Consider the following 21,140-nt stretch of genomic DNA (forward strand, 5'->3'; position numbering starts at 1 on the left):
ATCTTGGGTTTCCCCGCCCTAATCTTGGGTTTCCCCGCCCTAATTCTGGGTTTCCCCGCCCTAATTTTATGACTTTGTTCCTTTGTGCAAAATACAATTCATATTAAATTAATTAAGAAGGATATAAAAAATACACTGATGAATTCAATAGCATCTACCTTAACTTCTATTCTCAGCCCTGAAACCTCTATTATATCGTGGGAAAATCTTACCCCCACCCAACAGCATCATATCCAACAAGGGATAGACTCCAAAAGCCAACCCAGTTGCGTCATTTATCCCCATAACCAAGCAGAATTAGCCGCAGTGATAGCGATCGCCAACAGTCATAAATGGCGCGTTCTTACTTGTGGTAGTGGTAGTAAAATCAATTGGGGTAGTTTAGCTAAAAATATTGATATTATTGTCAGCAGCGATCGCATCAACCAACTCATAGAACACGCAGTTGGTGATTTAACTGTCACCGTCGAAGCAGGGATGAAATTTGCCCAGCTTCAAGAGATTTTAGGTAAACATAACCAATTTTTAGCACTTGATCCGGCTTTTCCTGATTCTGCGACCATAGGCGGTATCGTTGCTACGGCTGATACAGGTTCTCTGCGTCAACGTTATGGTGGTGTGCGTGACCAACTTTTAGGGATAACTTTTATCCGCGCAGATGGACAAATCGCTAAAGCTGGGGGACGAGTTGTCAAAAATGTGGCTGGTTACGACTTAATGAAATTATTTACTGGCGCTTACGGTACATTAGGAATTATCAGCCAAGTCACTTTTCGAGTTTATCCGATTCCTGAAACTTCGGGAACAGTGATATTAACTGGGAAGCCAGAAGCCATATCCCAAGCAGTAAGAACTTTACAAGGTTCGGAATTAACACCAACTCAAGCAGATTTATTATCAAGTAAGTTAGTTACTAATTTGGATTTGGGGACAGGAACAGGTTTAATTACCCGGTTTCAAAATATTAATGAAAGTGTCCAAGAACAGTGCAAACGACTATTAGTAACTGGCGAAAAATTGGGTTTACATGGGGTAATTTATTCAGGAAATAATGAAACTGATTTATGGCAACGATTACCAGAACAAATACATTCTCATGTTACGGAATCTACGATTACCTGCAAAATAGGAGTATTACCAACTGCGGCGGTGGAAATTATCAATCAAATAGAAGTTGGTTTAATTCACATTAGTAGTGGTTTGGGTTTGGTGCGTTTAGAAAATCAAAAGCAGATTTTGCCTTTGCGAAATTTATGTCAAGCAAATTCTGGTTTTTTAAGTATTTTATCTGCACCTGTTGAGTTAAAGGAAAGGTTTGATGTTTGGGGTTATACTGGTAATGGGTTGCAGGTAATGCGCCGCATTAAGGAACAGTTTGATGGGAATTTTATTTTAAGTCCTGGTCGGTTTGTGGGTGGGATTTAAGTCTTAATAAACGAACCACAGAGGCACAGAGGTAACAGAGGTTAAGAGGGGAGGAATATAAATGCAAGTTTCGGAAGGTTCGGTGAATAATAATACTGCTAGTATTAAGAATTTGAAGGGTTTTGATGAAAGTCATCCACCTGATCCTAAATTAATTGATAGTTGTGTTCATTGTGGTTTTTGTTTGTCTACTTGTCCTAGTTATCGGATATTAGGAAAGGAGATGGATTCTCCCAGGGGACGTATCTATTTAATGGATGCTATTAATGAGGGTGAAATTGCTCTCAATACGGCTACTGTTGAACATTTTGATTCTTGTTTGGGTTGTCTGGCTTGTGTTTCTACTTGTCCTTCTGGTGTCCAGTATGATAAGTTGATTTCGGCTACTAGACATCAGGTGGAGAGGAATTATAGTCGCAGTTTACCTGATAAGTTGGTTCGACAATTGATTTTTTCTCTGTTTCCTAATCCTGATCTTTTAAGAATTTTACTTTTTCCTTTATTAGTTTATCAAAAATTAGGAATTTCTAAGGTATTACAAGCAACTGGGTTAATTAAGGCTATATCTCCCCGGTTAGCTGCTATGGAATCTATTTTACCGGCAATTACTCTTAAATCTTTTCAGGATAATTTACCAGATATCATCCCAGCTAAGGGTGAAAAAAGATATCGCGTGGGTGTAATTTTAGGATGTGTGCAAAGACTGTTTTTCTCTGGTGTGAATGAAGCAACTGTTAGAGTTTTAACTGCTAATGGTTGTGAGGTGGTAATTCCTAAGTCTCAAGGTTGTTGTGCGGCGCTTCCTGAACACCAGGGACAAACGGAACAAGCGAAAACTTTAGCCAGACAAATGATTGATAGTTTTGCTGATACTAATGTGGATTTTGTGATTATTAACGCTGCTGGTTGTGGTCATACTTTGAAGGAATATGGTCATATTTTAGCAGATGATCCCGAATATGCGGAAAAAGCTAAAGTATTTGCAGCGAAAGTGAAAGATTCACAGGAGTTTTTATTTAATGTGGGTTTAACTGCTAAACTTTCACCTTTGACTGAGAAAAATATCAATTTAGTTTATCAAGATGCTTGTCATTTATTACATGGTCAAAAAATTAGTGTCCAACCTCGTCAACTCTTAAAACAAATTCCCGGTGTGACTTTGAAAGAACCCATAGACGCGGCTTTGTGTTGCGGTAGTGCGGGTATTTATAATATGTTGCAACCGGAAGTTGCGGAAGAATTAGGTAAACAAAAAGCCCAGAACTTAATCAATACTGGTGCAGATTTAATTGCTTCTCCTAACCCTGGTTGTAGTTTGCAGATTAGTAAGTATTTGCAGGGGAAAACTATTTCTGTTATGCACCCAATGGAATTGTTAGATTATTCAATTCGGGGGGATAAATTGGAGATTTAGAAAAATATAATATCCAGATTCCTGACTTCTGAGATAAATTTATAACCTTTCTTAATCGGCGTTGCTGAATAAAAGTATGAATTTATCTCTCGCAGAGACGCAGAGACGCAGAGAGTAAGAGTTCAAGAGATAGCATTCTTAATCTAATAGACATCTCCAAAAAAGAATGTAGAGATGTTCCATGGAACGCCTCTACAAGGGTTCTAGGATACGCATATTTCATTTCTGGAGATGTCTAATGAAGTACAAATTTATCTGCGTTTATCTGCGTTTATCTGCGTTTATCTGCGGTTAACTCCCTCCCATTATACCTCACTTGAAGAAGATAAAAAAGAAGTCAGGGGTCTTATTTATCTTTCCCAAATTAAGTTCATTGCCTTTTTTATGATTTCTTCTTGTTGAACTAATTTGCTTAATTCTTCTGTTTTATTTAGTTTATCAGATTTGCTCATTTCTTCTAATTCTTCGACAATTAACAAGGCTTCCGTGATATTGCCTTGGTGCAGCAGTTCTTTGAGTGTAAGTAGTTCTTCCATTTGGTTGATTTTCCTAATTTTTCATTGCTAAGGTTAATCCGTCGGCTATGGGAACTAAACTCAGGGTAATTCGGCAGTCTTGATGTAATTTGCGATTCAACGCCCTAATTTTGTTAGTTTGATTATCTTGTATTTCTGTATCTGCAACTTTACCTGACCACAACACATTGTCAATGGCAATTAATCCACCTGGTCGAATTAATTCAAGACATTGCTCATAATAATTATCATAGTTACCTTTATCAGCATCTATAAAGGCAAAATCAAAAGTTTCCGCTTCCCCTGCTGTTAATAACTTATCTAATGTTTCCAAAGCTGGGGCAATATGCAAATTAATTTTATCAGCTACTCCCGCTTCTTGCCAATAACGTCGAGCTACACTGGTATACTCCTCACTAACATCACAGGCGACTATTTTACCGTCTGTGGGTAAAGCCAAAGCTACTACTAAGGAACTATAGCCAGTAAATACACCGACTTCCAAGGTCTTTTTTGCTCCTATCAACTTAATTAATAATGCCATAAATTGTCCCTGTTCAGGAGATATTTGCATGATAGACCTGGGCATTTGAGCAGTTTCTTGACGCAGTTGGGTTAAAATAGCTGGTTCGCGCAGGGAAATTGAAAGCAAATAATCATATAGGTTTTGTTCTAAACCCAGGGTCTGTTTTGACATGATTTATATTAGTTATTTTATGATAGTTCTTCCTTATCGGCTCTATGATAACAAATTTAAAATCAAATGTCAACCCCCAAATCCTCTTTTAAACCCGACTCGTTTTAAAGCGTGTTTCAAAATTTATTTATTGACAAAGTTCTCAGTTTCAACTATGCTTATGTTATGGGTAAAAAAGTGTGCGCCCATATATATAAGACTTTTATTTATCAAATTATTCAAAGCAGTAAAACCAACGTTTATAAATGATTCATGCTTTCAAGAACTTGGGTACACAACACATTTTCGATGGTAAAGATTCTAAAGCTGCTCGAAAAACCTGTCCCTCATCCCTTTGGAAGCGTACAGTTCGTAAACTAGATCAATTAGACTCAGTTACAAGCCTAGAAGATTTAAAAATTCCCCCAGGTAATTGTCTAGAAGCATTAAAAGGTGATAAAGAAGGTCAGTATAGTATTCGGATTAATGATCAATATCGAATTTGCTTTTTTTGGCAAGAATTAGGGGCAGATGCTGTGGAAATTGTAGATTATCATTGAGGTATTAATCACATTTATGAAAATCCCAACCCATCGTCCTCCTACCCATCCTGGAGAAATGTTATTAGAAGAGTTTATGATCCATAAAGGTTTAACACCCCAAAAAATAGCTGAATCTATTGGTGTTACAGAACAGCAAATTGTAGATTTAATCGCAGGTAAACAGCATATCACACCCAGTTTAGCACTGCGGTTATCCAGGTTTTTTGGTATATCTGTTGATTTCTGGATGAATTTACAAGTTCGCTGGGATCTATATTATGCTCAACAAGCAGAAGCAGAATTTCTGAATACAATTAATCCTTTTGTCGCTTAATTGTCTGAATCAGGATGTCCAGGATTTGAGGATTTTCAGGATGTGATTGAAAGATTGTTTTTGGGAAGTGGTGATTTTTGGAAGGTGGGATATTTTAAAGATGTTGTTTTATGCTCTTCTTTAGATGGTTAGTTTACAGCATTTTCGCAATTACCAATTACCCATATTGAAAATCCTTACAGCAAATTGTCATCAAACCCGGAACAAGAACCCCAACCCCCTCCCCGCAAGCGATGAGGGGGCTAAGATGTACCTTATATGATTGGAAATCGCTGTAAATCCTAATTCTGACAAAATCATCTCCAACTTCCCACAAACAATCTTTCAATCACATCCTGAAAATCCTTTAATCCTGAAAATCCTGATTCAGACAAAATCATCTCCAAAATCCCCACAAACAATCATTAAACAACAATCCTGCAAATCCTGAAATCCTGGATATCCTGATTCAGACAAAATTATCTCCAAAATCTCAACAAACAATCATCCAACAACATCCTGTAAATCCTTTAATCCTGGATATCCTGATTCAGACAATTTTACCCCTTGACAAAATTCTCAGTTTGGACTATGCTTATGTTATAGGTGGAAAAGTATGCGCCCATATATAAGGTTTCCACATTCAGTATTTATCCAAAAAAATTCCGCCTAACGGCGGGGTAAGGGAAAAGATCACCAGAAGGGCAGAGGGAAAAAGAGCAGGAGTATAAAGGGCTACTAAGTCCACGCAGCACCACACACAACACGAAAACCGTTGAGGCGGCTGTCGAAGCCCGCATCAACATAGTAACGATAGGCCGAACGGCAATAGTCAGGGTTGTAGAGCCAAGAACCGCCGCGCAGCATTTTACGATAGCTTCGACTAGTCAAAGCACTACCATTTATAGGCGGGTTTATATAATTTTCCTGCCAATCATCTTCGCACCATTCCCACACATTCCCGTGCATATCATACAAACCAAAAGCATTAGGGGGAAAAGTTCCTACTTCTGTGGTTTGTTCTCGAGATTTTCCTTTTGGTGCAGCAGCGTAGGCATACTCACCATCATAGTTTACCAAATCTGGGGTAATGCTTTCACCAAAATAAAAAGGTGTGGTTGTTCCCGCCCTACAAGCATACTCCCATTGTGCCTCACTGGGCAACTTATAGTCTTTACCTGTTTTTTGGCTTAACTTTTGACAAAAATTAACCGCATTATTCCAACTCACACATTCAACAGGAAGATTATTACCTTTGAAGCGAGCAGGGTTTTTTCCCACGATAGCTTGATATTGTGCTTGAGTCAAAGGATATTTAGCCATAAAGAAGCTAGGAACAGTAACTTGATGTTGAGGACTTTCACTAGGATATCTTTTTACTTCATTTTCCGGTGAACCCATGTAAAATGTTCCTGCGGGTATTTCCACCATTTCCAACTTCACCCCATTTCCCAAATCTTCCACAAAGTAATTTGCTGAGTGGTTGTGTTTGTTGATAATACTTCCTTTCGCGTTGGTTGTGACAACTTCAAAAGTGAAAGTTTTGAGATGATTATTTTGTGATTGAAAACCTAAAAACGTAAACCATTCTCTAATAGACTGAGGACGGTTTTGATAATCTAACTCCATTCCCTTGAGAATAGCATCATTTACTTTTTGACTAATTTGAGAATTGTATTTTTGCGGTGGTTCAATCGCCATTTTCATATCTAGCATAATCTTAGCATTCAGATAAGGACTAGGCAGAGGAATGAAAGGCGGTTCATGAACGGCGATAATTACATATAATGTTGCTGCTAAAGCATAAATATCTAAAGCGGGAGTGAAATTACTTCTATTTTCAAATTGTTCTGGTGGTGCAAAAACGGGAGTTTTGGCATTTGTTAAACTCATCAATTCCGCAAAATTAACTTCTCTAGCTAAACCAAAATCAATTAATATGGCTTTATTGTCTTCTTCTCTTAGTAAAATATTCGCAGGTTTAATATCTCGGTGCAGATAATTACGACTATGAATATAACTTAAAGCCTCGCCAATGCCTTTAATAATTTCTAAACCCGCACTTTCACTAAAAACACCATTCGCGTATGAATATTGTTCTAAATTTTTGCCTTTGACATATTCCATCACCATACAAGATAAACCATTTTCTTGAAACAGTTCAGGATAGACTTTGACAATGTGAGGATGATCAAAGGTAGCTAAGACCATCGCTTCGGTGTTAAACTTGTCCTGTTCTTCTGCTAAAAATTCTCCAAAACTATCTGTATTCCCATATTTATCTCGATAGCGTTGTTTCAAAAAGGAGACGTTGAGACTTTTGATAGCTACTTCTTTTTTGCGTTTATGATCTTGCGCTAAATAGGTAATACCAAATCCTCCCTGTCCTAGAGTGTCAATAATTTCGTATTGTCCTCTTTTGAGTAGTTGCCCTGGTGTAAAATAAGCCATAATAAAATTTAAGTTGTCTGAATCAGGATGTCCAGGATTTGAGGATTGACAGGATAAAGAGGAAAATAATTATATTGGTGGTTGAAAAGCCTATATATATGGGCGCACACTTTTCCACCTATAACATAGGCATAATAAAATCTTTGAGATTTGTCAAGTCTTGATTGTCTGAATCAGGATGTCCAGGATTTGAGGATTGACAGGATAAAGAGGAAAATAATTATATTGGTGGTTGAAAAGCCTATATATATGGGCGCACACTTTTCCACCCATAACATAGGCATAATAAAATCTTTAAGATTTGTCAAGTCTTGATTGTCTGAATCCAGCAATTCTTATTTCAAGGTTTCATGACATTGAAACTCTTACATTCATAGGGTTTTACAATTCTTAACGAATCTGGGGATCGCTGAAATGACGCAAACTCGTTTCAAAATGAGAATTGCTGGTCTGAGTCAGGATGTCCGGGATTTGAGGATAAAGAGGAAAATAATAATGTTGGTGGTTGAAAAGAACAGGAAAATCAGTTATGTAATTAATTCCGTCTCATTACTTAAAATCTACAGCGGTTCTCAATCTCTGCGCCTCTGCGCCTCTGCGTGCAAAAAATCATCCCATGACACCAAATCCAGGGAGTTTATGTAGAGATGTTGCAAAGATATAATTTTCTGAAGAAAGGGCTTATTTGCCCTCTAAAATTGAAGATTATTCTATAAACTTACTCGCGTCAGAGGAGGTATTCATGAGCCGTCCAATTATTCTGGGTATTGTTGGTGATAGTGCTGCGGGGAAAACAACTCTGACTAGAGGGATTGCTCAGGTACTAGGTCCTGAAAATGTGACTATTATCTGTACAGACGATTACCACCGTTATGATCGCACACAACGGGCAGAAATCGGCATTACGGCACTCCATCCCGATTGTAACTATTTGGATATCATGCAGCAACATTTATCACTGTTACGGACAGGACAGGCGATTCTGAAGCCGGTTTACAGCCACTCTACAGGGACTTTTGAACCACCGCAATATATCAAACCCAGTAAATTTGTGATTATTGAAGGGTTACTAGGTTATTCTACCCGTGTAGCCCGTGATGCTTATGATGTTAAAGTCTATCTTGCCCCTCCTGAACCACTTCGCGCTGATTGGAAGGTGAAACGGGATACTCAAAAGCGCGGTTATACTCCAGAACAGGTATTAGCGGAGTTAGACAAGCGCGAACCAGATTCAGAAAGGTATATCCGCCCTCAGCGGCAATGGTCGGATATTGTAGTCAGTTTCTATCCTCCCAGTGATGAAATTGATAACACAAATGGACGTTTAAATGTGCGCTTGGTGCTGCGTCCTTCGATTCCTCACCCTGATTTTACGGAAATTATTCACGCTGGTCGTAGTGATTCCCAGTCAGCTATCCGCTTGGGACTAGATAGAGATATGGGAAAACCGGTGGATGTTTTGGAGGTTGACGGTCATGCAACATTGGAACAGGTGAATAAAATCGAACGCATTATGTGTAATGATATGCCGTATTTAAATAGTGTGTGCGATCGCGAAAGTAATCCAGAATTGGGTAAAATTGCGGGTACAACCGGAGAAACACTGCAAAGTTATCCTCTCGCCCTGACTCAGTTAATTATTACCTACCATATGCTCAAAGCTACGCAAATTTACCAATGATTCATAGGGAACAGAAAAAATTCATGTTTAAAAACATGAGATGGAAATAATGACACTGTTTTTTTTCGGGCTACCCATCTTTGAAAAACATCTTGTTTTTGACTGAAGCTCTAAACTGGTGCAAACGAGTGTTTCTTAAGTAATTGGACAAAAATATTTACAGTCATTGCGAGCTACGGGAAGCAATCACAACCCTGGCGATTGCTTCATTTCACTTCGTTACATATAGCTAACGCAACGCTTACGCAATGAAATTGTGTAATTAATTCTGTCTCACTACTTATTTGTTCCCTATTCCCTTCTTTTGCCAAAAAGGAATAATTGTCTCCAAAAATAAGGGATAATTGACATTACCGGATGTCTCTATAAGTTTGACGATAACCCAATTATTTCTAATTCAAAATCCCCAATTGGTATGACTTATTGCCTGAGAATAGCCGACTTACCGGAAAATGAACGCCCCCGTGAAAGGTTAATGACTCACGGACCGAAGATTTTAGCTACAGCGGAATTAATCGCTATTTTGCTGGGTACTGGTCAGGGACCTGGTAAACTCTCAGCAGTTGGTTTAGGGCAATATATATTACAAGAATTGGGTAAAGGTCAGTGTGACCCCTTAGCTGCTTTACGAAATGTCTCCCCCGCTGAGTTAATGGAAATTCCCGGTGTGGGACCGGCAAAAGCGACAACCATTTTGGCTGCAATTGAATTGGGTAAACGGACGTTTTTATCTCGCCCTGCGGACGGAACAGTAATTGATAGTCCCATTGCTGCGGCTGCGGTGCTGAGTCAAGACTTGATGTGGCAAAATCAAGAAAGATTTGCCGTATTATTATTGGATGTGAAAAATAAGTTATTAGGCACAAAAGTGATTACAATTGGGACAGCAACGGAAACTTTAGCCTCGCCCCGTGATATTTTCCGAGAAGTCATTCGTCAAGGTGCCACACGGGTAATAGTTGCCCATAATCACCCTTCTGGTAGTTTAGAACCCAGTGAAGCAGATATCGAATTGACTCGTCAATTATTAGCCGGGGCAGAACTGTTAGCTATTGCCATTTTAGACCATTTAATCTTAGGTAATGGCACTCATCAGAGTTTACGAGAAATTACAACTTTATGGGATGATTATTCTCAAGTTGATTGATATTTCTACTTTGTTCGTTCGACTTGTTCTAGTTCCTTCTCTGTGCGTGCATTGGGATTTTTGGGGCGAATAACTCACAAATAATATCTTTTCCGAATCTAATGTGCAAATAACATGATCTAACAAAATTTTTTAACTGTTAATTTCTAGGATTGAGCCAAATATCTGCAATTAATGGAGTATAATCTGTAAAATCAGGAGATATTATTGAACATGGATTTGATCACCATTTTAGGATTAGTTGCAGGGGCATTAACTACTATTGCTTTTTTGCCACAAATGTTCCAAATATGGCGTACAAAATCAGCAAAAGATGTTTCTTATGTGATGCTGATTGTCTTCATGAGTGGTTTGTTTCTATGGTTAGTCTATGGGATTACTCTCGGTGCTTTACCCGTTATCATTGCTAATGGGGTGACATTATGTTTTAACTTGATTATTCTATGGCTTAAAATTAAATATAGATAAATTTACTCAAAAAGCTGTGACATCATCTGTATTTGACTGTGAACGCCTTCTGTTTACCCCCGCAACCCCCAATCACGATGCTATTCCCGTAATTTTCGCCTTTCCCAATGAGTACACGGTGGGGATAACTAGCCTGGGTTATCAGGTGGTATGGGCAACTTTGGCTATGCGTGATGATTTGCAGGTAGGTCGCTTATTTACTGATATTCGGGAACAACTTCCTAGACATCCAGAATTACTAGGTTTTTCGATGTCTTGGGAATTAGATTATGTGAATATTTTTAATCTTTTGGAATCTTTAGAAATTCCGATTCGGGCTAATTCTCGCCATCAAAATCATCCTTTAATTTTTGGCGGTGGACCAGTTCTCACAGCTAATCCTGAACCTTATGCGGAATTTTTCGACGTGATTTTATTGGGAGATGGTGAAAATCTGCTGGGTGATTTTATAGATACTTATAAAAAAGTCAGAAATGCTGATAAAGAAACTCAGTTAAAAACCTTAGCCCAAGTTCCGGGAATTTATATTCCTAGTTTATATGTAATAGAATATATTATCCCAGATGGGGAAATAAAATCAATTAATCCGATTTCAGCAGAAATTCCGCCAATTATCCAAAAGCAAACTTACCGAGGCAATACTCTTTCTGCTTCTACTGTTGTCACAGAAAAAGCTGCTTGGGAAAATATTTATATGATCGAAGTGGTGCGAAGTTGTCCCGAAATGTGCCGGTTTTGTTTAGCTAGTTATTTAACCTTACCTTTGAGAACTGCGAGTTTAGAAAATTCTTTAATTCCCGGAATTGAACGGGGTTTAAAAGTTACCAATCGTTTGGGTTTGTTGGGGGCTTCTGTTACTCAACATCCAGAATTTACAGAATTGTTAGATTATATTAGTCAACCAAAATATGATGATGTGCGGTTAAGTGTGGCTTCCGTAAGAACCAATACAGTTACAGTTAAATTAGCCGAAACTTTAACAAAACGAGATACAAGATCATTGACAATTGCGGTGGAAAGTGGTTCGGAAAAAGTGCGGAAAATTGTCAATAAAAAATTACATAATGATGAAATTATCCAAGCGGCTATCAACGCAAAAGCTGGTGGTTTATCTAGTTTAAAACTCTATGGAATGGTGGGAATTCCAGGGGAAGAACCCGAAGATGTGGACGCAACTGTAAAAATGATGGAAGACGTAAGAAAAGCTGCTCCTGGTTTGCGGTTAACACTGGGGTGTAGTACCTTTGTCCCCAAATCACACACACCATTTCAATGGTTTGGGGTAAATAAGCAAGCAGAAAAACGGTTGCAATTGTTACAAAAGCAAATAAAACCTCAAGGGATAGAGTTTCGACCAGAAAGCTATAATTGGTCAATTATACAGGCTTTGTTGTCGAGAGGCGATCGCCGACTTTCTCAATTATTAGAATTAACCCGTGATTTTGGCGACTCATTAGGAAGTTATAAACGCGCTTTTAAACAACTAAAAGGAAAAATTCCCGATTTAAATTTTTATGTTCATAGTAATTGGTCAACTGAGCAAATTTTACCTTGGAATCACTTGCAAGGACCCTTACCTCAGTCTACGCTGATTAAGCATTTGGCAGAAGCAGAATTAAAAATTTAGGAGTCACCGAGTCAGCAGGAAGGAGGAACAAGAAGTTAAGCATAAATGTCACTAAAAAGCTGGCGACAAGGGAAGCGATCGCTGATAGATTGTATTATTAACACTCCCAGAACTAAAAAAGTTGGGTTATATGAAACAGTTAGCAATCCCATGTTTATTCTTCCGTAGCGGCACATCTCGTGGACCATTTTTTTTGCAGTCAGATTTACCCACAGAGGCAACTATCCGAGACAAGATAATTCTAGCTGCAATGGGTTCACCTGATGACCGCCAAATAGACGGGATCGGAGGGGCAACAACACTAACCAGCAAAGTAGCCATATTTTCACCATCTCCACATCCTTGGGCTGATGTAGATTATCTCTTCGGTCAAGTGAGCATTAACAAGGCGGAGATTGATTGGAGTCCATCCTGCGGTAACATGGTTGCGGGTATTGGTCATGCTGCCATTGCCAGAGGTCTTGTCACCGCAACAGATCAGACAACCACTGTTAAAATCCGTAACCTCAATACCAACGCACTGATAGAAGCTATCATCCCGACTCCTCAAGGACAAGTTATATATGATGGTGATATGTCCATTGACGGTGTACCAGGGACAGCAGCACCAGTTTTACTCAACTTCATGGAAATTGTCGGTTCTAAAACTGGTCAACTTTTACCAACAGGCCATTGTCGTGAAGAAATTGAGGGAGTTGAGGTTACTTGCATTGATGTCGCCATGCCTATGGTGATAGCACGGGCTAATGATTTAGGTAAAACTGGTTATGAAACCAAGGCAGAACTTGATGCGGACACAGCTTTCTTAGGGAAAATTGCCAGAATTCGCCGCCTTGCTGGTGAACGGATGGGACTAGGTGATGTTACAAATAGTGTGATTCCTAAATTTGCGATTATTGCACCTCCACGTTATCAGGGAAACATTACCTCCCGTTATTTCGTCCCCAATGTTTGTCATAGCGCCCATGCCGTGACAGGTGCAATTTGTGTTGGTTGCTGTAGTCTCCTGAAAGGTTCTGTTGCCGAAGGTATTACTACTTCAATAGGTTCTGGCAATGAAATGGTGATAATTGAACATCCTACTGGAAAAATTGAGGTTTCTTTGGTGACAAACAATCAAGGCTCGGCCATGATTGTTGAAAGTGCAGGTATTGTCCGAACTGTGCGGTTGCTCTTATCAGGTAATGTTTATGTATCAAGTCGCCTGTAGAATTAGATCAATTCAAAGGAAACACTATGTTAAATGAAAATCCGCCAGAGCAACTGAAACGAGAGTTAGATTGGCTGAGTGCGGCAATCATGGGATTAGCATCAGTTATTGGCGCGGGTATTTTTGTCAGTATTGGTCTTGCTGCTGAGATATCTGGTTCAGCGGCGATCGCTGCCTTAATTGTTGCCGGCTTATTAGCAGCTTGTAATAGTCTTAACCTCGCCCAACTAGCTGTTAATCATCCTGTTAGTGGTGGCATCTATGAATATGGTTATCAATACTTAACGCCCTGGTTAGGCTTTACCGGCGGCTGGATCTATCTTTTAAGCAAAACTGCTGTAGCTGCCACTGCCGCCCTGGGATTTTCTGGCTATCTTTTAAATAATCTCGGTATGACAGATGCTGGGATTTTAGTCCCTGTAGCAGAAACTGCTGTATTTTTGATCACTTTCATTGTTTTGGGGGGGATGCGGAGTTCTAAAATATCAACTATTGTAGTTGTTTCTATCACCATCCTGTCTCTACTTTGTTTAATTATTGTGGGGTTCTTTTTCTGCTTTACTCATGGGTTTGAGAAATTGACTTTTTCAGGTACAAATTCTCATGACTGGGCAACTAATTTTCTGCAATCAGTGGCTTTAATGTTTGTTTCCTATAATGGCGCTGCTCGCATTTCTATGGTGGGGGAAGAAATTGTAGACCCTAAAAAGAGCATCCCCAGAGCGATTATTTTCACTATAATTGCCACCATGCTCCTTTATATCTGCGTGGCAGTCGTCAGTTTGGGATCAATTGGGTCAGATGCTTTTGCTGAGGCAACTAGATTGAATGCAGCACCTTTAAAAGCAGTAGCTGATAGTTTTGGTATTCCCTTTGTTGCTAATTTCTTAGCTGTTGGCGCTGTCACTTCTATGCTGAGTATCCTCTTAACTACGGTTTTGGGTGTATCTCGGTTGCTGTTAGCAATGGCACGTCGTGGAGATATGCCTAGTTTTTTTACCAAGCTGAATAGTGCGGGGACAACACCTGATTTAGCCGTCATCGCTGTGGGTATGATCATCGCCCTTCTTGTATTCATCGGTGATGTAAAAGTTACTTGGTCTTTTGGGACATTTGGAGCTTTATACCGAAGTGCCATTGTCAGTCTAGCCGCATTGCAAATCAGTAAGGAGGAACGGTTATATCCGAAATGGATATCTTGGTTATCTTTTTGGTCTTCGCTGTTGCTGGCTTTTTGTGTGGAATGGCACTACTGGTTAATTGGTCTGGGATTAATGGGTATTGGGTTGATCTGGCATTTTATATTTCGTCGAATCAACTCTAGAGAAAATCTTGAGGTAATATTAAAGGAATAGGCTCTATGGAAAATTAGGGGGTGAATTTGGAAACCAATCTCCTAAGCCACCATTTTTTGCACTGTGTGGCATCTAAAACAGAAAGTATCTTTGTGCCATTGGTAAAATGGTTGCTGGTTCACAAGTTAATAATTCACCGTCTGCACGAACTTCGTAGGTTTCTGGATCTACTTCAATTTCGGGTAAAGCATCATTTAATTTCATATCTCGCTTAGTAATTTGACGAGTTCCTGAAACTGCGATCGCTAATTTTCTTAATTCTAATTGTTGAGGAATTTCTCTCGCCAAAGCTGCTTGAGACACAAAAGTTAATGATGTGGCGTTTCTAGCACCAGCAAAACTGCCAAACATCGGTCGCATATATACAGGTTGGGGTGTGGGAATACTAGCATTGGCATCACCCATTTGCGACCAAGCAATCATACCTCCTTTAATGACAATTTCCGGTTTAACACCAAAAAAAGCAGGTTGCCACAAACACAAATCGGCCAATTTTCCCGCTTCCACAGACCCCACATATTCAGAAATACCATGAGTGATTGCTGGATTGATTGTATATTTAGCAACATAACGTTTAGCTCGTAAATTATCGGCATGACTATCACCAGCAAGACTTCCCCGTTGCACCTTCATTTTATGTGCCGTTTGCCAAGTCCGAATGATTACCTCACCGACACGCCCCATGGCTTGTGAGTCGGAAGCAATCATACTAAACGCGCCTAAATCGTGGAGAATATCTTCCGCAGCGATCGTTTCCCGACGGATACGAGATTCAGCAAAAGATACATCTTCAGGAATTGCCGCATCTAAGTGATGACATACCATCAACATATCTAAATGTTCATCTAGAGTATTAACAGTGTAAGGACGGGTAGGATTAGTGGAAGATGGTAAAACGTTACTTTGTCCACAAACCTTAATAATATCTGGTGCGTGACCTCCCCCAGCCCCTTCCGTGTGATAAGTGTGAATAGCACGATGTTTAAAAGCGGCAATAGTATCTTCCACAAAGCCAGCCTCATTTAAAGTATCAGTGTGAATTGCTACTTGCACATCATACTCATCAGCAACAGTCAAACAAGTATCAATTGTAGCAGGATTTGTCCCCCAATCTTCATGAAGTTTTAACCCCATTGCCCCGGCTTCAATTTGTTCTATTAGTCCTTGAGGTTGACTGGTATTACCTTTTCCTAAAAATCCTAAGTTAACAGGGAATGCGTCAGCAGCTTGCAACATTCGGTACATATTCCAGGGTCCAGGAGTACAAGTTGTGGCATTTGTTCCCGTAGCTGGACCTGTGCCACCCCCAATCATGGTAGTAATACCAGAAGCAATAGCGACTTCAATTTGTTGGGGACAGATAAAATGGATGTGGGTATCTATTCCCCCCGCTGTCAGAATCATTCCCTCGCCAGCTAAAGCTTCTGTTCCTGGTCCAATAATGATATCTATATTGTCTTGAATATAGGGATTGCCGGCTTTACCAATTTTGTAAATTTTGCCGTCTTTAATGCCAATATCTGCTTTAACAATTCCCCACCAATCGAGAATTAAAGCATTTGTAATTACTAAATCTACTGCACCATCACTATTAGAAATAGGGGATTGTCCCATTCCATCTCTAATGACTTTTCCGCCACCAAATTTCACTTCATCGCCGTAGCTTGTAAAGTCTCTTTCTACTTCTATAAATAGTTCGGTGTCGGCTAATCTAATTCTGTCTCCTACTGTTGGTCCGAAGGTATCGGCGTAGGCTTGGCGGTTCATTTTGTATGGCATAGTTTATCCTTTTTTTATCACGCTTCAGTCGCAGAGGCACAGAGAGAATTTTAGAGGTTTCCGTCAATTTTGTTGTTGAAACCGTAGATTTGACGACTACCAACTAGGGAAATTAATGTTATTTCTTTTTCATCTCCTGGTTCAAATCTGACTGCTGTGCCGGCGGGAATATCTAATCTCATTCCTCGTGTTTTTTCTCTGTCGAAGTTTAAAGCAGTGTTAACTTCATAAAAGTGAAAATGCGATCCTATTTGAATGGGTCTGTCTCCTGTATTTGCTACTATTATTTTAGTCGTGGGACGACCTGCATTTAATTCGATTTCTCCTGCTGGGGTAATGATTTCGCCTGGTATCATAATTTTTTCCTACTTTAAAGGTTTTCTAAAAACTCTACAAACGGTCTGAAAGCTTGCGGACATCTTTCTGCTATATCCTGATATCTTGCATTTCCTAATATTATTCGTCCATGTGTACTACCTTTATACTTCTTACCGCATTTTTGAAAAATTCTTTCTACAATATCTTTAGGTGGAACATTATGATTTTGTCCCTCAACTGGTATTGTCCATATTCGACGAAGAGAATCAACACCAAGTACGCTTCTTAATTCTGATTCAGCGGCTAAAATTAATGCTTCTAAATCATGTTTAAAACAGAAAACCTGAAAACGGTTTCTTAAGCGGTTATCATTAATTCCTTTACGCTGTAATTCCTGATTGAAATTATCGAAAATACCATTTTCTAGTTCTTGAATTGTTTCATGTGCAAACCCTCTATTTTGGGGATATAAATCTGGCATAACTACCACAATAGAATCTGGTTGATTGCAGATAATGTTGACTGCTTTAATTGGTATTTTTGTCAATAAATCTTTCTTGGCATCTCCTCCTTTATCATTATCATTTCCCTTAATAGCAAAAAATCTAATACTAATACCTTGCTGTACTTTTTGGTCAATTAAAGGTGCTAATAGTGCCTCCATTGCATATTTATCAGATGTACCTTCTACATAAATTTCAACTCTCATGGAAGTCTCTCTAATTCATCGCTACGGTGTAATTGTTCTAATTCATCTGCACCAAAATCATCAAGCATATCAATTAAAACTTGAGACTCGCCAGGCTTAATAAATTCAGCTTCCCCATTCTCTTTTCTGAGTACAGCAATTTGAGAAATATCAAACTGTGTCAGGAAATAAGATGAGTGAGTTGCTAATAGAATTTGCGTGCGTTCAGAAGCATTTTCAAATAAAGCAGCAAGTACAGGAAGGGTGCGAGGGTGAACACCTTGATCTGGTTCATCAATACAAATTAAAGATGGTGGATTTGGTTGTACACATAAACAAACCCAACAAATCAAACGCAAAATTCCATCTGATAAGTCAGCAAGACTTAACTCATCATCAACACCTGATTCTTGCCAAAAAGCTATGGCTTCTCCTCGTCCACGAATTTTCACTGTCAGCCCTTTAAAACCAGGAATTACTGAACGTAAGTGCTGTTGTAGTTCGTCAAACGCTGGTCTATGTTCAGTCATTAAATAATGCAATACTGAACTTAAATTACTAGCATCTTCATGTAAAACAGGCTCTTGTTCAAGGGGAACTGGTGTACGAATTTTATAGTTGGCTATGTTGAAAGAACTATAAAACCTCCAATCACGAATATATTCACGTAAATTATATAAAGCTTCCAGTGATGGATTTGTCATTGCATTTAGCGTCAGTTGATTAGATCGCTTTAAAGCAATATCTTGTGTTAACTTATCTGGTGTTAATGTTGTAAATCCTTTTTCTCCAGGTTCTCTAATAACACCTTTATTACCGTTAATATCCATATATATGTATGGATTACTGTATCTATCACTAAAAGGTTTAGATGATTCTACTCTTTCATAGGAAACTTGAGTTCGACCAACCGGACCCATAAGTTCCCCCAAATATCTAATACCAATTGGAAGACCTGTATCAATTTCTATATTCCATTGAAACTTAGCTGGTCCTGGAATATGAAAAATCTGCTGACCAATAGAACCAGAAATTATTTCGGGTGGGATATCGTAATAAAGACTATCTCGCAAAAATTTGAGAAATTCAAAAAAACTAGATTTACCAGCACCATTAGCACCAACAATAATTTCTAGTGGTTGTAATGGTGCTTGAAAATTTCTAAAAGGACGATATCCTTGGATATTGACTGATTTTAATCTCATATTGTTTTTACTTGATTTGTACTTTCTCCTATCTTAATCATTTCTAACGAATCGGATTATGTACAGTTACTAACTTTGTCCCATCAGGAAAAGTGGCTTCTACTTGGACATCATGAATCATTTCTGGTACACCTTCCATGACATCATCACGAGTTAATAATGTTGTTCCATAACTCATTAAATCTGCTACAGTTTGACCATCTCTTGCACCTTCTAAAATTGCCGCAGAAATAAAGGCAACTGCTTCAGGATAATTTAATTTTAAACCTCGATTTTTGCGTCTTTCGGCGACTAAAGCAGCGGTGAAAATTAATAATTTATCTTTTTCTTGGGGTGTAAGCTGCACGGGTTTCTCCTGTGAATTTGCCAAAGTTGAATAATTAAAATCCCCGACTTTTTGTTTATTTTGTCAATAAATTATTAATTGATATCAAAAGTTGGGGATCTCGGTCTTTTGTTCTATATTTGCCATACTCTAGGAATACAATTACCACGATTTAGACAAGATACTCGTAATATTTGCCAAATATTTGTAAACCAACTTCTGACTTCTGATGTAGAATTACCACGATATCGGCACAAAAATCCATGTTGTAAGCGAGTTACCCCAGCATCAGAGTTTTGAATAATTAAAGACCGGGCTTGGTTGATGATTTCTGGAGATATGGGGAAACCAACGCCAACAAAACTACCAACAACGGGATTGTCTTTTAAACCATGAGGACTGTGAAATACTTGTTCGCTACCGGGGACGATTTGTCTATCAATCCATAGCGGTATACCATTTTGCCAGATTTCCGTGTGCGATCGCATCTCTCCCTGGACAAATTTTTCTCCCCTAGCACTGCGGCCAAACCGCGTAATTTCCCAACCTAAATAACTGGCATCCGTAGCTAATTCTACTCGTAAATCTTGCCGATAAATCCCCCCATTAAATACAATCGTTTCTTGGGGTAAATATTCTAAACAAGCGTGACTATCCACTTGGATATTTACGGTTTGTTTTGCTGGTAAGCCATTACTGCGATATATTTTACCAGCAGCGGCTGTGGTAATCAAGGCGTTTGTATCGGGTTGGAGGTGAATATCAGAGGATAGGCGATCGCCCCCCACAATGCCCCCAGCCGTATGTAAAATCACACTATGGCAAATTCCTTGTCCTTCCGGGTAAAAGGGGCGTTGTACCTTTAATGGGGCTTGATGGTGGTTATAAATTAACTGAGTGGAATCTTGGCGATGACCATAAACTAAGTTAAGTTGACCATGCCAACCCTGTATTGTCTGAGAGTTATCAATCATTTATAGGGTAGAGTAAAAATCAAGCACCTGATTTATTCGGTTTAACATATTATTCAATATTTATGACAATATTTTGGTTAGCATTAGCTGGAATTGTAGGATGGTTTGTCAGTTTACTAGCAGGTGGTGGAAGTGCATTAATCCTTATGCCCATTGTCAGTATATTTCTAGGGGCTGTAGCGATCGCTCCCGTAATTACTATTAGTGGGCTATTTGGAAACAGTGAAAGAGTATTTGTGTATTGGCAAAAAATTAATTGGGATGTTGTTAAATGGGAGTTACCCGGAGCAATTTTTGGCGGAATTTTGGGAGCATTTACACTAACAAAACTTAAATTAGATTGGTTAAGTATTTTAGTTGCTATATTTCTGATTTTTTCGGCTGCTAGTTACTTTTTCAAAAATGAAGAAAAATCTTTTTCAGTCAAAGCTTGGTACTTTTTGCCAGCAGGTTTCGCCTATGCTTTTTTCTCTGGATTATTAGGGAGTATGGGTCCTGTATTAGCTCCACTTTATATTAACTATGGCTTACAAAAAGAAGAATTACTAGCAACTCAGGCAACAAATCGAGTAATTGTTCATATTGTCAAGATTTTCGTCTATAGTTTTTTGGGCGCTTTCAAATTACCATATATTGGTTATGGAATTGTCCTTGGTTTGGCTGCTATACCTGGAAACTGGTTGGGACATTTAGTTTTGCAAAAAATCAGTGAGAAACAATTCCGGCGACTGGTTATTTCCTTTGTCCTGTTCAGTGGCATCCTGATTTTATGGCAGCAACGAGAATTATTAGTTTTTTGGTAAAACCACTTTTAATTTCATTCTGCCACTTGATTTAATTAAACTAATTTTTTAGTTCTATAATTTATTGTAGATGCCTAATTTAGTATCCGACCTTCCGCACCCTAAACTGTCACACAACGAAAAATGGTCGTTTGGGGATTTGAGATCGGCGAACTGCTTGCAGCAGCGCTTCGCTATCGCCACCTAAGATTTCGACGATTTTGTATCAAAATTATCATCAAAGG

Annotated in this window: 20 protein-coding genes; 11 read left to right on the top strand and 9 right to left on the bottom strand. The window is 38.8% G+C overall.

From position 1 onward, the window contains the following. Window positions 1–138: 138 nt before the first annotated feature. Window positions 139–1,425, top strand: a complete 1,287-nt coding sequence (locus PN471_RS07645) for an FAD-binding oxidoreductase (RefSeq protein ID WP_271776335.1) — start codon at window positions 139–141, stop codon at window positions 1,423–1,425. A 61-nt stretch (window positions 1,426–1,486) separates the two neighbouring features. Further along, complete coding sequence (locus tag PN471_RS07650) at window positions 1,487–2,839, top strand: (Fe-S)-binding protein (protein WP_271776336.1); 1,353 nt, start codon at window positions 1,487–1,489, stop codon at window positions 2,837–2,839. A 350-nt stretch (window positions 2,840–3,189) separates the two neighbouring features. Here the strand turns inward: PN471_RS07650 and PN471_RS07655 are convergent, their stop codons facing one another. Together PN471_RS07655 and PN471_RS07660 are read right to left on the bottom strand one after the other, a co-directional pair. Continuing rightward, a complete protein-coding gene (locus PN471_RS07655) occupies window positions 3,190–3,375 on the bottom strand; it encodes a hypothetical protein (protein ID WP_271776351.1) in 186 nt (61 codons plus the stop codon). Window positions 3,376–3,388: 13 nt separating this feature from the next. Continuing rightward, window positions 3,389–4,051, bottom strand: a complete 663-nt coding sequence (locus PN471_RS07660) for a class I SAM-dependent methyltransferase (RefSeq protein WP_271776337.1) — start codon at window positions 4,049–4,051, stop codon at window positions 3,389–3,391. A 245-nt stretch (window positions 4,052–4,296) separates the two neighbouring features. On the opposite strand from PN471_RS07660, the gene PN471_RS07665 reads away from it, so the two are divergent. Next, window positions 4,297–4,590 carry a type II toxin-antitoxin system RelE/ParE family toxin gene (locus tag PN471_RS07665; RefSeq protein WP_271776338.1) on the top strand — a complete coding sequence of 98 codons (294 nt, stop codon included), beginning with the start codon at window positions 4,297–4,299 and terminating at the stop codon, window positions 4,588–4,590. 16 nt (window positions 4,591–4,606) lie between these two features. Continuing rightward, a complete protein-coding gene (locus tag PN471_RS07670) occupies window positions 4,607–4,906 on the top strand; it encodes a HigA family addiction module antitoxin (protein ID WP_096670912.1) in 300 nt (99 codons plus the stop codon). Window positions 4,907–5,623: 717 nt separating this feature from the next. On the opposite strand, the gene PN471_RS07675 is transcribed toward PN471_RS07670, so the two are convergent. Beyond that, entirely contained in the window at window positions 5,624–7,336 is a 1,713-nt protein-coding gene (locus tag PN471_RS07675) for a bifunctional serine/threonine-protein kinase/formylglycine-generating enzyme family protein (RefSeq protein WP_271776339.1), read from the bottom strand. Window positions 7,337–8,078: 742 nt separating this feature from the next. Here PN471_RS07675 and PN471_RS07680 point away from each other — a divergent pair. From PN471_RS07680 to PN471_RS07705, 6 genes are all read left to right on the top strand, one after another. Continuing rightward, window positions 8,079–9,017, top strand: coding sequence for a phosphoribulokinase (locus tag PN471_RS07680; RefSeq protein ID WP_193892901.1), 939 nt, complete (start codon window positions 8,079–8,081; stop codon window positions 9,015–9,017). A 415-nt stretch (window positions 9,018–9,432) separates the two neighbouring features. After that, entirely contained in the window at window positions 9,433–10,164 is a 732-nt protein-coding gene (radC, locus tag PN471_RS07685; RefSeq protein ID WP_271776340.1) for a RadC family protein, read from the top strand. Window positions 10,165–10,377: 213 nt separating this feature from the next. Then, window positions 10,378–10,632 (top strand): SemiSWEET transporter, encoded by a 255-nt coding sequence (locus tag PN471_RS07690; RefSeq protein ID WP_271776341.1) that lies wholly within the window; start codon window positions 10,378–10,380, stop codon window positions 10,630–10,632. A gap of 16 nt (window positions 10,633–10,648) precedes the next feature. Further along, window positions 10,649–12,259: a B12-binding domain-containing radical SAM protein gene (locus PN471_RS07695; protein ID WP_271776342.1), complete on the top strand. Its 1,611-nt coding sequence runs from the start codon at window positions 10,649–10,651 to the stop codon at window positions 12,257–12,259. Window positions 12,260–12,389: 130 nt separating this feature from the next. After that, on the top strand, window positions 12,390–13,469 hold the full coding sequence (locus PN471_RS07700; protein ID WP_271776343.1) for a 4-oxalomesaconate tautomerase: 1,080 nt from the start codon (window positions 12,390–12,392) through the stop codon (window positions 13,467–13,469). Between the two features lie 26 nt (window positions 13,470–13,495). After that, window positions 13,496–14,824 (top strand): APC family permease, encoded by a 1,329-nt coding sequence (locus tag PN471_RS07705; protein ID WP_271776344.1) that lies wholly within the window; start codon window positions 13,496–13,498, stop codon window positions 14,822–14,824. A 72-nt stretch (window positions 14,825–14,896) separates the two neighbouring features. Here the strand turns inward: PN471_RS07705 and ureC are convergent, their stop codons facing one another. From ureC to PN471_RS07735, 6 genes are all read right to left on the bottom strand, one after another. Next, the gene (gene ureC / locus PN471_RS07710) at window positions 14,897–16,603 is read right to left on the bottom strand and encodes an urease subunit alpha (RefSeq protein ID WP_271776345.1); all 1,707 of its coding nucleotides are present in this window, start codon (window positions 16,601–16,603) and stop codon (window positions 14,897–14,899) included. Between the two features lie 50 nt (window positions 16,604–16,653). Further along, window positions 16,654–16,959, bottom strand: coding sequence for an urease subunit beta (locus PN471_RS07715; RefSeq protein ID WP_271776346.1), 306 nt, complete (start codon window positions 16,957–16,959; stop codon window positions 16,654–16,656). Between the two features lie 14 nt (window positions 16,960–16,973). Beyond that, window positions 16,974–17,630, bottom strand: coding sequence for a DUF4276 family protein (locus PN471_RS07720; RefSeq protein ID WP_271776347.1), 657 nt, complete (start codon window positions 17,628–17,630; stop codon window positions 16,974–16,976). Beyond that, window positions 17,627–18,814 carry an AAA family ATPase gene (locus PN471_RS07725; protein ID WP_271776348.1) on the bottom strand — a complete coding sequence of 396 codons (1,188 nt, stop codon included), beginning with the start codon at window positions 18,812–18,814 and terminating at the stop codon, window positions 17,627–17,629. The genes PN471_RS07720 and PN471_RS07725 overlap by 4 nt, the downstream gene beginning before the upstream one ends. 43 nt (window positions 18,815–18,857) lie before the next feature. Further along, window positions 18,858–19,160: an urease subunit gamma gene (ureA, locus tag PN471_RS07730; RefSeq protein WP_027403120.1), complete on the bottom strand. Its 303-nt coding sequence runs from the start codon at window positions 19,158–19,160 to the stop codon at window positions 18,858–18,860. A gap of 113 nt (window positions 19,161–19,273) precedes the next feature. Beyond that, window positions 19,274–20,113 (bottom strand): urease accessory protein UreD, encoded by an 840-nt coding sequence (locus PN471_RS07735; protein ID WP_271776349.1) that lies wholly within the window; start codon window positions 20,111–20,113, stop codon window positions 19,274–19,276. A gap of 62 nt (window positions 20,114–20,175) precedes the next feature. On the opposite strand from PN471_RS07735, the gene PN471_RS07740 reads away from it, so the two are divergent. Further along, complete coding sequence (locus tag PN471_RS07740; protein ID WP_271776350.1) at window positions 20,176–20,916, top strand: sulfite exporter TauE/SafE family protein; 741 nt, start codon at window positions 20,176–20,178, stop codon at window positions 20,914–20,916. Window positions 20,917–21,140: the final 224 nt, after the last annotated feature.

It is taken from the genome of Aphanizomenon sp. CS-733/32 (assembly GCF_028330045.1).
In the GTDB taxonomy this organism is placed as follows: Bacteria; Cyanobacteriota; Cyanobacteriia; order Cyanobacteriales; family Nostocaceae; genus Dolichospermum; species Dolichospermum gracile.

Coding starts and splice junctions, on each gene's coding strand:
- PN471_RS07645 (WP_271776335.1), top strand. CDS start 139: ATGAATTCAATAGCATCTACCTTAACTTCTATTCTCAGCCCTGAAACC.
- PN471_RS07650 (WP_271776336.1), top strand. CDS start 1,487: ATGCAAGTTTCGGAAGGTTCGGTGAATAATAATACTGCTAGTATTAAG.
- PN471_RS07655 (WP_271776351.1), bottom strand. CDS start 3,375: ATGGAAGAACTACTTACACTCAAAGAACTGCTGCACCAAGGCAATATC.
- PN471_RS07660 (WP_271776337.1), bottom strand. CDS start 4,051: ATGTCAAAACAGACCCTGGGTTTAGAACAAAACCTATATGATTATTTG.
- PN471_RS07665 (WP_271776338.1), top strand. CDS start 4,297: ATGATTCATGCTTTCAAGAACTTGGGTACACAACACATTTTCGATGGT.
- PN471_RS07670 (WP_096670912.1), top strand. CDS start 4,607: ATGAAAATCCCAACCCATCGTCCTCCTACCCATCCTGGAGAAATGTTA.
- PN471_RS07675 (WP_271776339.1), bottom strand. CDS start 7,336: ATGGCTTATTTTACACCAGGGCAACTACTCAAAAGAGGACAATACGAA.
- PN471_RS07680 (WP_193892901.1), top strand. CDS start 8,079: ATGAGCCGTCCAATTATTCTGGGTATTGTTGGTGATAGTGCTGCGGGG.
- radC (WP_271776340.1), top strand. CDS start 9,433: ATGACTTATTGCCTGAGAATAGCCGACTTACCGGAAAATGAACGCCCC.
- PN471_RS07690 (WP_271776341.1), top strand. CDS start 10,378: ATGGATTTGATCACCATTTTAGGATTAGTTGCAGGGGCATTAACTACT.
- PN471_RS07700 (WP_271776343.1), top strand. CDS start 12,390: ATGAAACAGTTAGCAATCCCATGTTTATTCTTCCGTAGCGGCACATCT.
- PN471_RS07705 (WP_271776344.1), top strand. CDS start 13,496: ATGTTAAATGAAAATCCGCCAGAGCAACTGAAACGAGAGTTAGATTGG.
- ureC (WP_271776345.1), bottom strand. CDS start 16,603: ATGCCATACAAAATGAACCGCCAAGCCTACGCCGATACCTTCGGACCA.
- PN471_RS07715 (WP_271776346.1), bottom strand. CDS start 16,959: ATGATACCAGGCGAAATCATTACCCCAGCAGGAGAAATCGAATTAAAT.
- PN471_RS07720 (WP_271776347.1), bottom strand. CDS start 17,630: ATGAGAGTTGAAATTTATGTAGAAGGTACATCTGATAAATATGCAATG.
- PN471_RS07725 (WP_271776348.1), bottom strand. CDS start 18,814: ATGAGATTAAAATCAGTCAATATCCAAGGATATCGTCCTTTTAGAAAT.
- PN471_RS07735 (WP_271776349.1), bottom strand. CDS start 20,113: ATGATTGATAACTCTCAGACAATACAGGGTTGGCATGGTCAACTTAAC.
- PN471_RS07740 (WP_271776350.1), top strand. CDS start 20,176: ATGACAATATTTTGGTTAGCATTAGCTGGAATTGTAGGATGGTTTGTC.